At 67.1% G+C, this 14,459-nt stretch carries 10 protein-coding genes and 5 pseudogenes; 9 read left to right on the top strand and 6 right to left on the bottom strand.

Going from position 1 to position 14,459, the window contains the following annotated elements:
* Positions 1-93: 93 nt before the first annotated feature.
* Positions 94-180 (top strand): annotated as a pseudogene (locus tag AC5R91_RS07475) (hypothetical protein); the annotation flags it as partial.
* Positions 181-252: 72 nt separating this feature from the next.
* Here the strand turns inward: AC5R91_RS07475 and AC5R91_RS07470 are convergent.
* A pseudogene (locus AC5R91_RS07470) lies at positions 253-441 on the bottom strand (IS701 family transposase); the annotation flags it as partial.
* 144 nt (positions 442-585) lie between these two features.
* On the opposite strand from AC5R91_RS07470, the pseudogene AC5R91_RS07465 reads away from it, so the two are divergent.
* From AC5R91_RS07465 to AC5R91_RS07455, 3 genes and pseudogenes are all read left to right on the top strand, one after another.
* Positions 586-849 (top strand): annotated as a pseudogene (locus AC5R91_RS07465) (transposase); the annotation flags it as partial.
* 603 nt (positions 850-1,452) lie between these two features.
* Positions 1,453-2,706: a group II intron reverse transcriptase/maturase gene (ltrA, locus tag AC5R91_RS07460; protein WP_495396414.1), complete on the top strand. Its 1,254-nt coding sequence runs from the start codon at positions 1,453-1,455 to the stop codon at positions 2,704-2,706.
* Positions 2,707-2,793: 87 nt separating this feature from the next.
* Positions 2,794-3,708, top strand: a pseudogene (locus AC5R91_RS07455) (IS3 family transposase); the annotation flags it as partial.
* Positions 3,709-3,754: 46 nt separating this feature from the next.
* On the opposite strand, the pseudogene AC5R91_RS07450 reads toward AC5R91_RS07455, so the two are convergent.
* A pseudogene (locus AC5R91_RS07450) lies at positions 3,755-3,998 on the bottom strand (IS701 family transposase); the annotation flags it as partial.
* A 135-nt stretch (positions 3,999-4,133) separates the two neighbouring features.
* On the opposite strand from AC5R91_RS07450, the gene AC5R91_RS07445 reads away from it, so the two are divergent.
* The 4 genes from AC5R91_RS07445 to AC5R91_RS07430 all read left to right on the top strand — a co-directional run bounded on the left by AC5R91_RS07445 (position 4,134) and on the right by AC5R91_RS07430 (position 7,848).
* Positions 4,134-4,703 carry a TetR/AcrR family transcriptional regulator gene (locus AC5R91_RS07445; RefSeq protein ID WP_495397911.1) on the top strand — a complete coding sequence of 190 codons (570 nt, stop codon included), beginning with the start codon at positions 4,134-4,136 and terminating at the stop codon, positions 4,701-4,703.
* Positions 4,704-4,765: 62 nt separating this feature from the next.
* Positions 4,766-5,059 (top strand): putative quinol monooxygenase, encoded by a 294-nt coding sequence (locus AC5R91_RS07440; RefSeq protein ID WP_495396413.1) that lies wholly within the window; start codon positions 4,766-4,768, stop codon positions 5,057-5,059.
* 197 nt (positions 5,060-5,256) lie between these two features.
* Positions 5,257-6,195 (top strand): NADP-dependent oxidoreductase, encoded by a 939-nt coding sequence (locus AC5R91_RS07435; RefSeq protein WP_495396412.1) that lies wholly within the window; start codon positions 5,257-5,259, stop codon positions 6,193-6,195.
* A gap of 228 nt (positions 6,196-6,423) precedes the next feature.
* Positions 6,424-7,848 carry an NAD-dependent succinate-semialdehyde dehydrogenase gene (locus tag AC5R91_RS07430; RefSeq protein WP_495396411.1) on the top strand — a complete coding sequence of 475 codons (1,425 nt, stop codon included), beginning with the start codon at positions 6,424-6,426 and terminating at the stop codon, positions 7,846-7,848.
* Between the two features lie 248 nt (positions 7,849-8,096).
* Here AC5R91_RS07430 and AC5R91_RS07425 read toward each other — a convergent pair whose 3' ends face one another.
* Together AC5R91_RS07425 and AC5R91_RS07420 are read right to left on the bottom strand one after the other, a co-directional pair.
* Entirely contained in the window at positions 8,097-9,269 is a 1,173-nt protein-coding gene (locus tag AC5R91_RS07425) for a zinc-dependent alcohol dehydrogenase (RefSeq protein ID WP_495396410.1), read from the bottom strand.
* 101 nt (positions 9,270-9,370) lie between these two features.
* Positions 9,371-10,324 carry an SRPBCC family protein gene (locus AC5R91_RS07420; RefSeq protein ID WP_495396409.1) on the bottom strand — a complete coding sequence of 318 codons (954 nt, stop codon included), beginning with the start codon at positions 10,322-10,324 and terminating at the stop codon, positions 9,371-9,373.
* A 558-nt stretch (positions 10,325-10,882) separates the two neighbouring features.
* Between AC5R91_RS07420 and AC5R91_RS07415 the strand changes: the two genes are divergently transcribed.
* Entirely contained in the window at positions 10,883-12,139 is a 1,257-nt protein-coding gene (locus AC5R91_RS07415; protein ID WP_495396408.1) for a baeRF2 domain-containing protein, read from the top strand.
* A gap of 132 nt (positions 12,140-12,271) precedes the next feature.
* Here the strand turns inward: AC5R91_RS07415 and AC5R91_RS07410 are convergent, their stop codons facing one another.
* Positions 12,272-13,987 (bottom strand): FAD-dependent oxidoreductase, encoded by a 1,716-nt coding sequence (locus AC5R91_RS07410; RefSeq protein WP_495396407.1) that lies wholly within the window; start codon positions 13,985-13,987, stop codon positions 12,272-12,274.
* 100 nt (positions 13,988-14,087) lie between these two features.
* Positions 14,088-14,351, bottom strand: a complete 264-nt coding sequence (locus tag AC5R91_RS07405) for a UBP-type zinc finger domain-containing protein (RefSeq protein ID WP_495396406.1) — start codon at positions 14,349-14,351, stop codon at positions 14,088-14,090.
* Positions 14,352-14,459: the final 108 nt, after the last annotated feature.

The following is a 14,459-nucleotide window of genomic DNA, read 5'->3' as shown; positions in this document are numbered from 1 at the left end:
TGAGTCTGACCGAGCCGATCGAGAGCGGGTCAACGCGCTACGGCGCCGCTGGGTCGGTCTGTCCGTCGAGTGCGGTGTGGGTGTCGTGCGTAGCTGGGTGACCAGGCCGCATGCATCGGCTACACCGTCAGCCTGCTCATCGCCGGCCTCGCCCTGCCCGACCCCACCCGAACCGAAACAGCGGCCACCGCGATCCTTGCCGGCTCCGCCGCGGCCAGCGTCCTCGCCCTGATCGCCCTGCGCAGCAGGCTGCTCGGCGCGGGCCGCGGCCAGGGCGGCGTAGGCGAGCATGGACAGGGTGATGTGGGCGTACCAGGCCCGATGGTCGCGGACCTGGTAGTCGTCCAGACCGCAGGTCTGTTTCGCCTGTTGGAAGCATTCGATCGGCCAGCGGGCCCCGGCCACGACCGCGAGCCCGGCGAGGGTGGTGCGCCGCGGTCCGTAGTAGCCCCGATGCTGCGTCATCGACGATCAGCACCCCACCCGGGTCCCCGAGCCGGTCGACCACGAAGTCCCGGTGAGGTGGTGCCCGTTCTTCGGACAGTGATCCCTGTGGGATAATTGATCCGTGGACGGAGGATATTGATGGCGCAGTCACGCAGGCGGTTCACGCCGGAGTACAAGGACGAGGCGGTGAAACTCGTCCTCGATTCGGGTCGGCCGGTCTCGGCGGTCGCGAAGGATCTGGGTATCAACGAAGGCACGCTCGGCACCTGGGTCGCGTCCTGGCGGCGCGCGCACGAGAACAGCGAGGACGAGCCGCTGACGATGTCGGAACGGGCCCGGCTGCGGGAGCTGGAGAAGGAGAACCGGGAACTCCGGATGGAGCGTGAGTTCCTCTCAAAAGCGAGTGTGCCACGAACGCTGAAAGTTGCCTGTTAGCTGGGTGACGGACGGCGGTGCTGTACGAAAGATGGAGGATTGCAGGCCCTCCGGAGCCGCCCTTCGGGGGGAGGCTTCAAACCGCCCTCTGCCGCGTTGGCTGAAGACCGTCGTGGTGAGCGATGAGGGAAAAGGCGCACGTGATGCGTCAGGTGGGGTCCAGGAAGGCGTTGCATCGAAAGTCCCGCGAGGGATTCACCGTTTGATAGCGTCGTTATTTAGAGAAGTGGCATCAAAACCGGGTGTTATTGCTTGGCCCGGGATGAGCCTGGCGGTTGCCCGGATCGCTGGCCAGGTGGTGCCCGGCGCAGAGGTGGCGCGAGCCTGGACTGCGGCTTTCGTGCGGAACGTGGGAGGGCGTGCCCTGACACTGCCACCTTGGAAAGTGCGGCGAGAGGGAGAGTTCCAAGCGTTTGAATCGCAAGGAACTGAGTACCGTCGCGGGGCGCGCAGGCGGACCAGCTCGTAGTAGCGGTGAGGTTCCTGCCTGATGCGGTGGGAGCGGAGCGAAGGGGCTGGCTTGTCCGTGGTTCGTTTGCAGGATCAACCAGCGTGGCTGGGAGGAATCAGGTGAGCGGGCAGGTATCACCAGGAAAGTCGTTTGACATTTCCAAGTGGGAGGTGTGGCAGGCATATCGGAAGGTGGCGGCCAACAAGGGCGCTGCCGGGGTCGACGGGGTGGGCCTGGCGGAATTCGAGTCCGATCTGAAGGGAAACCTGTACAAGATCTGGAATCGGATGTCGTCGGGATCGTATTTCCCGCCTCCGGTAAAGGCGGTCGAGATCCCGAAGGTGCATGGCGCGGGAACAAGGATACTCGGTGTTCCCACCATAGGTGACCGGATAGCGCAGACCGTGGTCGCGACCCGACTGGAGAGCGTGGTGGAGCCAAAGTTTCACCCCGACTCCTACGGGTACCGGCCACGGAAAGGCGCGCTGGACGCCGTGGGGAAATGCCGGGAGCGGTGCTGGAAGTACGACTGGGTCATCGACCTGGACGTGCGGAAGTTCTTCGACACCGTTCCCTGGGACCGTATCATCGCGGCCGTCGAGGCCAATACCGCCTTGTCCTGGGTGATCCTCTACGTGAAGCGGTGGCTTGCCGCTCCCGTCAGGATACCCGACGGAACGCTGGCGGAACGCGACCGCGGAACCCCACAGGGATCCGCGGTCAGTCCCGTACTCGCTAACCTGTTCATGCACTACGCGTTCGACCTGTGGATGGTCCGGGAATTCCCGGCCTGCCCTTTCGAGCGCTACGCCGATGACGCGGTCGTGCACTGCAAGTCCCTGGCCCAGGCCCGGTTCGTACTGGACAGGCTGCGGAAGAGGATGGAACAGGTCGGCGTCAGCCTGCACCCGGAGAAAACCCGGATCGTGTACTGCAAGGACGGGAAGAGACGTGGCTCGCATGAGCACACGAAATTCACCTTCCTCGGCTTCACCTTCCGGGCGCGAGGGGTGCGGGCCCGGAACGGGAACGTGTTCACCGGGTTCGCCCCGGCGACCAGCAAGGACGCCATCAAGAAGATGAGCAGGAAAGTGAAGTCCTGGCGGCTTCACACGCTCACCGGTCACACGATGGACGGGATCGCCCGTGCGGTCAATCCTGTCATCCGGGGCTGGATGCAGTACTACGGCGCTTTCTACAAGACCGAGCTGTATCCGCTCCTCTACCGCATCAGCGCCTATCTGCTGCGGTGGATACGGAAGAAGTATCGACGACTGAAGACATTCGCCAAAGCGCACAAGGCGTGGAAGAGAATCACCTTGCAGTACCCCACGCTGTTCGCGCACTGGCGGTGGATTCACGGTTTCTGGTGAGAAGGGCGAGAAGAGCCCGGTGACGCGAGAGTGTCACGCCGGGATCTGCGGGAGCCCGGGGGTGCGATTCCCCCGGGCTACCCGACCCGCCTTCTTCGCGCAACGCCATCAGTGACCGACAAGTATCAGCTGATCGCCGCGGAGAAGGACTGCTACCCGGTACGAAACATGTGCCGATGGCTTGCGGTGTCCGCATCCGGTTTCTACGACTGGACCCGCCGGCCCTCCCCGACGAGCACGCGGCGGCGCGCCACGTTGGAAACCCGGGTTCGGGCATTGTTCGCCGCCTCACGGCAGACCTACGGGGCCCGGCGGATCGCCGCCGCCCTACGCGCCTCGGGGACACCGGCGTCGGTGCGCCTGGTCCGCCGGGTCATGCGCCAGGCCGGGCTGCAGGCCTGCCAGCCCAGGGCCTACCGGCGCACCACCATCCCCGGCCAGGCCCCCGCGCCCACCGACCGCGTCCGCCGCGACTTCACCGCCACCCGACCAGGAACCAAACTCGTCGGAGACATCACCTATATTCGCACCGACGAAGGCTGGCTGTACCTGGCCACTGTCATCGACTGCTACTCGAGAAAAGTCGTCGGCTGGTCAATGGCAGATCACATGCGCACCGAACTGATCATCGACGCGTTCACGATGGCCGCCACCCGCACCCGCATACAGGAAGGCGCGACTTTTCACTCCGACCGCGGCTCGCAATACCTGTCCGACGCCTACCAACGAGTCCTGCGACACCACCAGGTACACCCCTCGGCCGGAGAAACCGGTGTCTGCTGGGACAACTCGCTCGCCGAATCATTCTTCGGAACCCTCAAGAACGAACTCATCCACCGCGAGACCTATCCAACCCGCCGCGCTGCCCGCACCGCGATCACCCAGTACATCGAGGTCTTCTACAACCGGCAGCGACTCCACTCCACCCTCGGCTACCAGACCCCCGAACACGTCGAAAACCTATACCACACGGCCACCGCAAACATTGCAGACGCCGCATAAGCCAGATAGAATCCCGCTACGCAGGTGTCCGAGAAACAGGGCTCACCTCACGGACATCGTCCCGGACGCTGTCAACATCCCACTCCGCCCGGCGCAGCAGCCGCTGCATCCCGTCCGGCGACCGCTCACCGGCCCGCTCCGCCAGCGCCCACCCATTCTTGCGATCCAGCCCCGCGACCAGCCCGGACACATACTCACCGACCCGCCGCCGCGGCTCCGCCCGGCCGAACCGCCCCCCCGGCCCGCGCATACAGACCATCCAGCTCCGCCGCCCACGCTTCTACGACCACAACCCAGATCATCTACCACAGGCAACACAACCGTTGCAGTACTAGCGCAGATGATCCGCCCGGTGCGGGGGTCCGGAGGAAGACCCATGAACTGATGTGCCGCGATCTACGCTAGGACGGTCGTACGAGTTGGAGGTGCTGATGCCTGGCGACACCAAGCAGCGGATGACGGAGTCGGCGGCGTTGTCGTTGCGCCAACGGGGACTGGCTGCGACATCGTTCACCGACGTCCTCGCCGCGAGCGGCGCAGCTCGCGGGGCGATCTACCACCACTTCCCAGGAGGCAAGAACGACCTCGCCGAGCAAGCCGTCGCATGGACGGGTCGCCGAGTCCGGGCCGAGTTCGAGAGCATCGGCGGGGACGATCCGGACGCTGTGTTGCGCAGCTTCATCGAGCTCATCAGCCCCGTCGTGGCGAAGGCGGCAGGTGGTACGAGCTGCGCGGTGGCTGCTGTGACGGTGGAAGCGTCACCAGACCAGCCCGCGCTGAACGCTGCGGCGGATACGGCGTTCCGATCATGGATCGACGTCCTCGAAGCGCGACTCTGCCACGTCGGAGTCGCCCCATCGCAAGCCAGCGCCACCGCGCAGTTGATGGTCACGTTCCTGGAGGGGAGCCTCGTCCTGGCCCGCGCCACCGGCTCGGTCGCTGTCTTCGAGCGGAGCGCGTCGGCATTGCTGCGAGCCCTCGCCGAACAGCCTTGACTAGTACGGGCGTCCTAGCTACGGTTTTCTAGTATGGACGTACTAGTCCAGGGAGCCGCTTCATGGCCGTTTCGTCGGTGTTCGACATGCGCTTCTCGCCCGAGTCTGCGGAGGAGGGCATGGACCTCGCACTTGCCATCGGGGCCGACATGCCGGCAACCACGGGCTGCACCGGGTACGACGTCATCCGCGACCTGGCGGACCCCGGTCACGTTGTGATCGTCACTTGCTGGAACGCCCGGAGTGAGGGTGAAGCCGTACTCGGCTCCTACTTCCGGGATCCGAAGATCACCCGCGTCACCGAGCTGCTCGGTCACGTTCCCACCGGGTTCCTCGGTGAGCTCGCCGACAAGTAGTCTCCGGGCGAGACCGCACCCCACGCGGGGTGAGTCGAGGCGGCCCGGAGGCAGCTCGCGAAGTGCGGGTGGTCATGGCGTAGGCTCCGACGCATCGAGTAGAAACGTGCTCCGGGCGCCGAGCGGACAGCCGGCCGGGAGCACGCGCACACGCGGTATCGGACGATCCGCCACTCCTTCCCTCGAAGGAGTGCGTCGTGAAGGCAGCACAGTTCAGCCGGTTCGGTGGCCCGGCGGTCCTTGAGATCATCGATCTCCCCGATCCGCATCCCCGCGCCGGAGAGATACGCATCAAGGTCCGTGCCGCTGGGATCAACGCCAGCGACTGGAAGAAGCGTCAGGGCCTGATGGACGAAGAACTGCCGCAGACCCTGGGCTACGAGGCTGCGGGCATCGTCGACGAGATCGGCGACGATGTCTCCGGCGTCGCGGTGGGCGACCGGGTCTTCGGAGCTTCACCCTACGGTGCCGCCCAAGCGGAGCTCACTGTGCTGTCCTACTGGGCCCCCATCCCGTACTCGCTTGACTATGTGAGATCAGCAGCAATCCCCGTCGCAGCCGAGACCGCAGCACGCTCACTCGACCAGCTCGGCGTGACAGCGGGCAGCACCCTGCTCATCAACGGGGCATCCGGCAGCGTCGGGAGTGCCGCTGTCCAACTCGCTGTGGAGCGCGGCGCACGCGTCATTGGTACGGGTAGTCCAGGCACGCACGAAACTCTCCGCTCGCTCGGTGCCGAGCCGGTGGCATACGGCGAGGGGATGCACGAACGAGTCCGGGCGGTCACACCGTCGGGCGTCGATTTTGCGCTGGACGTCGCTGGCAGCGGTGTTCTTCCCGAGCTCGTCGAGCTCGCGGGCGCGCCCGAGCACGTGATCACGGTCGCCGACTTCCTCGGCGCGCAGCAGACTGGCGTCCGCTTCAGCCGGGGCGATACCGGCCGCGCCACCTACGCGCTGGGCCAGGTTGCTCGCATGGCCGAAACAGGGCGATTCTCCATCAAGATCGGCCGGACTTTCCCCTTGGCCGAGGTGGCCCAGGCGCACCGCGTCGGTCAAGCCGGGACTGTGCGCGGCAAACTCGTGCTACTCGTGCGAACGCGGACACCGCCGCGGGCTCTGCCGCAGTCGTGGTAGCTACCAGGTGGACGCCGGCGGTCACGCCTGGTTCGACGTGGATCGGTGGCAGGTGTGCACGGATCGTCGCCACGGCCGTCTGAAGGCCCGCCCCCGCGCCGTCCTGTCGGACTACGACCAAGACCACCGGGTAAACCAAGCTAGGCCGTGCTGAGGGTACACATTCGACTTTGCCCGGTGTTCGCTCTAAGGACGCATGTGTCCGGAACGTCGAGGAGGGAACAGCTTATGCCTACGTCTTCTGTCGTCCATCATAGTCCAATCGCCAGCATCAACCCATATAATGACGAAATCATGTGCGAGTTCCCTCCGATGTGCGAGCAGGCCGTCGACCAGGCGGTCCGAGAGGCACACCAGGCATTCCAGTCCTGGCGCGGTACCAGCGTTGACGAACGGGCCGCGCTGGTCGGTCGAGCCGCGCAGCTGGTGCGTGAGCGCACCGAGCACCTGGCCCGGCTGGTGACTCTTGAGATGGGCAAGCTCATCCGGCACAGCCGCGTCGAGATTGATCTTTCCGCGCGGATCCTGCAGTACTACGCCGACACGGCCCCCGTGCTGCTCGCCGACGAGCCGTTGGATTTCAAGGACGGTTCGGCCGCTATCATCAATGATCCGCTGGGGGTGATCCTTGGCGTCCAGCCCTGGAACTTCCCGGTTTACCAGACCGTCCGGTTCGCGGCACCCAACCTGGTGTTGGGGAACACCGTTCTGCTCAAGCCCGCAAGCAATACACCACAGTCGGCGCTAGCCGTCGAGCAGCTGTTCGCCGACGCGGGCGTGCCGCGAGGCGTGTACACCAACATCCTGGTTCCCGGCCGCGAGGTCTACCGGGTGATTGAGTCTGATGTCGTTCGGGGCGCATCGCTGACCGGAAGCGACCGGGCCGGCGTCAGCGTCGGTGAGACCGCCGGCCGAAACGTGAAGAAGAGCGTCCTCGAGCTGGGCGGCAGCGACCCGTTCATCGTGCTCGATGACAGCAACTTTGACCGCACCGTCGAAGCGGCCCTGGTCGGCCGGCTGCACAACATGGGGCAAAGCTGCGTGAGCGCTAAGCGGTTGATCGTGATATCCGACGTATTCGACCGGTTCGTGACCGCGCTGGCCGAACGGATGCGCGAGCTGGTGCCGGGCGACCCCGTTGACGAGGCGACCACGCTGGCACCGGTGTGCTCTGAGCAGGCCGCCCAGACGCTGGTGGACCAGGTCCGCGACGCGCTGGACAAGGGAGCGAGCGCAGTCGTCGGCGGCGGGCGCGTCGACCGCCCTGGAGCGTTCGTGCAACCCACGGTCCTCGTCGGCGTCACGCCGAAGATGCGCGCCTTTCGCGAGGAGCTGTTCGGACCGATCGCGGTCGTCTATCGGGTACAAGACGATGACGAGGCGGTCTCCTTGGCGAACGACTCGCCTTACGGTCTCGGCGGTGCGGTGTTCAGCAGCGACATCTCCCGGGCGCGTGCGGTCGCCAGCCGGATCGAGAGCGGGATGGTGTGGATTAACCATCCGACGTCATCCGAGCCGGAACTGCCCTTCGGCGGCATCAAGCGGTCCGGCTACGGCCGGGAGTTGTCCCACCTCGGCATCAAGGAGTTCGCCAACCGGAAGCTGATCGTGACGATGGGGACGGACGCGCCGATCACCGACGCTCTGGGCTGATACCCGCTCGGGCGGTGTGCCCCTGCTCACTATCTCGCCCGGCGTCCCCGCCGAGCGCGAGGGACGACGGTCATCCCGCGCGCTCGGCTTCCTCGTCATCCGCCACTGCCAGTGGCGGTCGTCCGGAGAATCGAACCGTACCTCATCGTCGGCGCCATAGTCGGAGGCTGATACGGCACTCGCGACCGCGGGCCTCGAGAAGTTTTCGACAATGCTCTTCCAGGATGATGAGAGAATGTGGTCGATCGTCAGGGGGTCAGGACCACCTTGACGCACTCGTCGTCCTTGTTCTTGAACGTAGCGAATCCCTCGGGCGCGTTGTCGAGGCTGAGACGGTGCGTGATGACGAAGCTCGGATCAATTTGACCGGCGCGGATTCGGTCGAGCAGTGGCCGCAGGTAGCGCTGCACGTGGCACTGGCCCGCCCGCAACGTCAGTCCCCGGTTCATCAAAGATCCTATCGGGAACTTGTCGATTAGGCCCCCGTAGACACCGATGACGGAGACGATGCCGCCGTTCTTACAGTTCCGGATGGCCTCGCGAAGGGCGAACGGCCGGTCGCTCTCCAGCCGCGTGACCTGCTTCGCCCGGTCATAGGAGTAGGCGGCCGGCGATGCGTGGTGCGCCTCCAGGCCGACGGCGTCGATGCAGGCGTCGGGTCCGCGGCCGCCGGTCATCTCGAGCAGCGCTTCGCGGACGTCCGTCTCCTCGTAGTTGATGATTTCCGCCCCTGCCTTGTCGCGGGCCATTGCCAGCCGGTAGGGGAAGCGGTCGATGGCGATGACCCGCTCGGCGCCGAGCAGGTAGGCGCTCGCGACGGCGAACTGGCCGACGGGCCCGGCTCCCCAGACGGCGATGACGTCACCGGGGGTGATGTCGCAGAACTCGGCCCCCATGTACCCGGTGGGCAGGATGTCGGAGAGGAACAGCACGCGCTCGTCCGGCAGGTCGTTCTCGATCTTGATGGGTCCGACGTCGGCGAACGGCACCCGGGCGTATTCGGCCTGCCCGCCGGGGAATCCGCCGAGCATGTGGGAGTAGCCGAAGATGCCGGCGGGGGCGTGGCCGAGGATCTTCTCCGCGAGTGCGGCGTTCGGATTCGAATTCTCGCACAGCGAGTAGTCGCCCGCGAGGCAGGTGTTGCACCGCCCGCACGCGATGGGGAACGGTACGACAACCCGGTCACCGACGCTGAGGTTCTCGACCCCTCGGCCCACATCGACGACCTCACCCATGAATTCGTGCCCCAGTACGTCCCCCTTCTTCATCGTGGGCACGAATCCGTTGTAGAGATGCAGATCGGAACCGCAGATGGCGGTCTTGGTGATCCGAACGATCGCGTCGCGGCTGTTGAGAATCTTCGGCTCGGGTACCTGGACGACCTCTACCTCGCCCCGGCCGAGCCAGCAGTTCGCTCGCATTAATCAGCCCTCCGACAATTCAGGGTTGTAGCCTGACTCTTTTTGGCTGTTGTGCTGGCCCTCGACGAAAAACCGGGTGGCGAGGCCAGCCGAACGCACGATCAGCCGAGCGGTCGGGCTGGGTGCTGCCCGAGCAGATGCACGGCGTTGCGGGCTCCGGTCGGACTGCCTTCCGAACGGACGACCTCACCGGTCTCCATCAGCTGCTTGAAACGCCGCAGATCGTCGGTGATCTGCTGGCTCGGCTCCTCGCCGAGCAGCTTCGCCACCGCATACCCCGGCACGCCCCCGGGAATGTCGTATTTCAGGTCGACATGGACCTCGGTCCCGCGATCGCCCGGGGCCGGCAGGAAGCGCACCGTCCCGGCGTTGTAAACCTTCGAACCCTTGACGGACCGCCAGGCGATCAACTCGTCCGGACGGTCGTCGACGATCTTCGCATCCCATTCGACCTTCGTGCCGGCGGGCCCCTTCGCCTTCCAGTGCGAGGTGCCGTTGGTCGTGTGCACCGAGTCGAGGTGGTACATGAACGTCGGCAACGCATCGAAATCATGCCACCGGCGGTACAGATCCTCGGGCGTGCGGCGGACCGTGGTGGTCGCCCTCGCCTGCGCCGTATGCCCGGACACGTGTCGCGGGCCGTCATGACGCCGGGCGGCGATCACATCGAGTACCGTCACGCCGATGACCGAACCGGTGGCGAACAGCAGCCGCGCCAGCCGCGTTGGCTCGTAGCGGTGCCGATAGGCGCCGGCCGTCAGTAGCGACAGATCGATGGCATCGCCCCCGACCCGTCCCCACAGCCAACGTCCCGGACGTTCGTCCCCGAAGATCCCGATGCCGGCCGCCAGCTCGCGCGCACCACACAGGGTCCGCAAGATGACCCGGTTCGTCGCCGAGTTGTCGACCCCGACGATTCGAGTGATCGCCCCCGGAGTGGCGATCTCGGCCGTGCCCAGTCCGACACTGAACCATCCCAGGGCGGTTCCGAGCCGACCTCCGCGGGCCGCCGGACCCTCGTTCGCTCGCGTCTGTCCGTCATCAAGAATCCTCATCATCCATCCTTCAGAATACCCGCCCGACGACATATTTCGGACTTTCCGGTAATTCCGGGGTGACTGTGCCTTGGTGCGGCGTACGACTTCCGCCAAAGCTCGGACCTACTCGGGAGGTTCAGACCCGGGCTGATTTCACTGATGCCGATTCTTCTGGCATTCCAGATCTCACTGCCGTCGAAACATCGCCGGTCCCCGGTGTTGTCGAGCTGGACCTAACCGATAAAGGCGTCTTTTTCACCGCTACTCCGCTCGGCGACTGGCCGCACCGCAATGCCGCGAAGGCCAGCTCCTGTCGACTTCCGGAGGCAGGAGGCAGGAGGCAGGCGTGGCGTGCGATCCGCGGCACCGGCTGGGGCGACCCGGCGACGCCGGCCGGGGCGGCCTGGCCGGCCGGCTGACCGGGTGGCCAGTGTGGTGGGCAGGTTTGGGCCCGCGCCCAGGGCGCACCCCTTCAGGTAGGTGTCCGATGGGCCGCCCACGGGGTGTCCATGTCGAGGGGCTCGCCCGCGGCGTCGAATCGGTTCACCGCTTCTGTCACCTGCCGAGGAGCGCCTCATGGACATGAGCGAGCTGCGCAGCCTGTATGACTTCGATGGTCCGGTCGTGACCGTGTACGCCAGTACAGATCATGCCCGTGAGAACGCCGCCCGTCTCTACGATCTGCGGTGGACGGACATCCTCGCCGATCTCGAAGGCCAGGGCGTCGGGCCGGCTACCCGCGATGCGCTGCTCGCCGAGCGGGGCGACTCCCATCACCGTGAAAGTGGGACGCGCGTGGTCGTGGCCGTCGGCGAGGGTAAATCCGCCCACGTCCCGTTCGCGCGATGGCTCCCTGGTCGGTCGGATGTCGACCTCGTCGCGGTCGGACCGCTGCCACACCTGCTGCCGCTGCTCGACTGGGCCGACGGTCGGATCCCACACGTGATCGCCCTGGTCGATCGGCGCGGGGTCGATGTGCTCGCCTACACCGACGGTCCCCTGCCGGCCGGCGGCGTCTCCCAGGACACGACCCGGCCGCCATGGCACAAGGCACACACCGGAGGCTGGGCCCAGCGACGCTATGAGAGCCGCGTCGAGGAGCATTGGAAGCACGGTGCGAAGGAGGACGCCGATCGGATCGTCCGGGCCGCGCGCGACATCGCCGCCGAGGTGGTGATCCTGGCCGGCGATCCGAAGGAGCTCTCGCTGGTCCGCGAGGAGCTGCCGGTCGAGGTCGCGACCAAGGTCGTGGTCGTCGAGGGTAGCCGCGCCCAGGACGGGTCCGACGACCATCTGGCCGGTCGGGTCATGGACGTGCTCGCCGAGCAGCGGACCCGGCGGACGGGGAGTCTGCTGGCCGAGTTCGAGCAGTATCGCCGCCGCGCGACCTCGCTGGTCGGGGCGGCGAGTGGGACGGTTCCGAGGTCCCTCGGATCGGTGTCCGCGGCGGGCGTCGGCCACCCGGAAGGGTCGGGTCCCGCGAACACGGGCGGTGGACCCCGCCCCGGGGACCGGATCGCACTGGATGCCGCTGACGGGCCGCGGGCTACGGTCGCTGCCCTGCGCCTGGCCCAGGTGAGCGACCTGCTGCTGGCCGAAGGGGTCCCGGCCGGCGCGCCGGCCTGGATCGGTCCGGACCTCAGTGAGGTCGCGCTGGATCCCGCGGACCTGCCGGCGGTCGCCCACCCGATCCGGGTTGGGCGGGTGGATGCGCTCATCCGGGCCGCGTTGGGCACCGGAGCGGCCGTCCACAGCGTCCCGGCCGACGTGCCGGAATCACCGACCGAACGGGTCGGCGCGCTGCTGCGTTACACCCTTCCGACGCCCGGCTGAGAAACGACGCCCGGCTCTCGTCGACGTCCGACCGGGAAGGACGTGCGGTGGCAGGCCGCAGCGGAAGTCCGCCGGCCGACCTCCCACCGACCTCCCACCGAATCAGGATGGCCTCCCACCGAATCAGGATGGCTAGTAGGCGCGGTAGAGCCGTTCGTGGACCAGGCGGACGGCCATGGCGCCCTCGCCGACCGCGGCGGCCACCCGCTTCACCGATCCGCTGCGTACGTCCCCGACCGCGAACACCCCGCGCCGGCTGGTTTCCAGCACCAGCGGGCAGGGATCGGGCGTTCCGTCGCCGGCCATGCTCGGTTCGGCGGCCGGTTCGGCGTCGACCCCCGTCCGGACGAATCCCCGGTCGTCGAGCGCGACCTGATCGGCGAGCCAGTCCGTGTGCGGGCGGGCCCCGATGAACAAGAACAGGGCCCGGGCGGGCACCTCCTCCTGTGCGCCGGTCTGCTTGTCCTCGAGGATCACGGCCTCCAGAGTGCCCCCTCCGCGCAGGCCGCTGATCTCCCGGTGTAGACGCACCTCAATGGACGGGGTGCGGACGATCTGGTCGACGAGGTACCGCGACATGTCGCGACCCAGATCATCGTGGCGGACGCACAGTCGCACGAAGCCGGCGTGCTGGGCCAGATACAGCGCCGCCTGTCCGGCCGAGTTGCCGCCGCCTACCACGACGACGGGATCGCCCCGGCAGGTCTGGGCCTCGACCAGCGTCGCCGCGCGGAAGACGGACGTGCCTTCAAACTCCTGCAGGCCGGGCACGTTCAACTCCCGGTACTGTGCCCCGGTCGCGATTACCAGGGTCCGCGCAGCCAGCGTCTCCCCATTGTCCAGGGTCACCTGGTGCAGCCCGTCGTTGCGGCCGAGGGCCACGGCCCGGGAGGGCATGCTGAGGCAGGCTCCGAACTTCTCCGCCTGCAGGACCGCTCGTTCGGCCAGGTCACCGCCGGAGATGCCGGACGGGAACCCGAGATAGTTCTCGATCCGGGGGGAGGTGGCGGCCTGCCCGCCAGTGGCGAGGCAGTCCAGCGTGACGGTCGCCAGTCCTTCAGATGCCCCGTACACCGACGCCGCCAGGCCGGCGGGACCGGCGCCCACGACGATCAGATCCCAGGTGGATCCCGCCTGGGCGGGCGCCGGCAATCCGACCGCATGCGCGAGCTCCGCGATACTCGGGTTGCGCAGCACCCGTCGTCCCCAGACGACCACCGGGGTGTCCGCCGGTTCGATGGCGAGGGTACGCAGCAGCTCCTCGGCGGACGGGTCGTTTTCCAGACAGACCCACTGGTGCGGCAGCCGGTTGCGCGCGGCGAAATCCCGCAGTCGGCGGGCCTGGGGGCTGTAGCGGGACCCGACGATGCGCAGTCCCGCGCCCAGGCCGATGAGGAGCCACCGGCGCACCAGGTAGGCCCGCAATATCAGGTCCCCCAGGCCAGGATCGGTCGCCACCAGCCGCCGAAACCCGTCCAGTGGGACGGCAAGGACCTCGCCAGGTTTCCGGACCACCACGGAGGTGAAGGCCGTCTGCCCGGAGAGCAGGCTGAGCTCACCGAGGAAGCGACGTTCACCGTGCAGGCTGATCTGCCGTTCGCGCGCAGTCCCGTAGCCATCGACGGAAGCGACCAGACCGGACAGCACCACGAAGAAGTCGGTCGTCCGGTCGCCTTCCCGAAACAGCAGGTCCCCGACCGTGGTGGGGCGTCGTCGGCCGACGGCCTCCAGCGAGGCGAGCTGGTCGACGCCCAGACGCGGGTAGGCCCCGTGGGTGTCCGGCGTCTCGGTGATCTGCCCGGCAGCCGCCGGCCCGGCGCCGCCGATGTCGTCCTGGCTGGCCTGCATCGGATCCTCCGTTCGCCATCAGGGTCGACGAAAATCGATGATCAGAGCTCGGACCCGGGCCCGGACTGTCGGACGGGGAGTGCCGAAGTGGACCTCGTCGTCAGACGAAGACCTCGTCGACGTAGCACCACCGCCAGTCCTCGCCCGGCTCGAACGACTGCACGATGGGATGCCCGATCGCGTGTGCGTGGGCCCGGGCATGCCGCAACGGCGACGAGTCGCAGCATCCGACATGACCGCAGGTCAGGCAGAGCCTCAGGTGCACCCAGGGGGAGCCGATCCGCAGGCATTCGGCGCACCCCTGTGGGGTGAGCGGTTCGACGGGACGCACCAGACGGAGATGCGGATCAATGGCGATGGTCATCATGTTCTCCGAACATCGACTGTTCAACAGCGACGGCGTTCCGGTGCAGGCGCTGATCTTGGTGGTCGCGACGTCCTGTCTGCTGCCGCGCGGTTCCCCGGCGGGCGG

The sequence above is a fragment of the Frankia sp. BMG5.60 genome, assembly GCF_059428125.1.
The sequence above is the reverse complement of the archived record's forward strand: the minus strand, read 5'-3'. Positions and strand labels throughout refer to the sequence as shown.

Coding starts and splice junctions, on each gene's coding strand:
- AC5R91_RS07430 (WP_495396411.1), top strand. CDS start 6,424: ATGCCTACGTCTTCTGTCGTCCATCATAGTCCAATCGCCAGCATCAAC.
- AC5R91_RS07410 (WP_495396407.1), bottom strand. CDS start 13,987: ATGCAGGCCAGCCAGGACGACATCGGCGGCGCCGGGCCGGCGGCTGCC.
- AC5R91_RS07420 (WP_495396409.1), bottom strand. CDS start 10,324: ATGAGGATTCTTGATGACGGACAGACGCGAGCGAACGAGGGTCCGGCG.
- AC5R91_RS07405 (WP_495396406.1), bottom strand. CDS start 14,351: ATGACCATCGCCATTGATCCGCATCTCCGTCTGGTGCGTCCCGTCGAA.
- AC5R91_RS07415 (WP_495396408.1), top strand. CDS start 10,883: ATGGACATGAGCGAGCTGCGCAGCCTGTATGACTTCGATGGTCCGGTC.
- AC5R91_RS07440 (WP_495396413.1), top strand. CDS start 4,766: ATGGCCGTTTCGTCGGTGTTCGACATGCGCTTCTCGCCCGAGTCTGCG.
- AC5R91_RS07425 (WP_495396410.1), bottom strand. CDS start 9,269: ATGCGAGCGAACTGCTGGCTCGGCCGGGGCGAGGTAGAGGTCGTCCAG.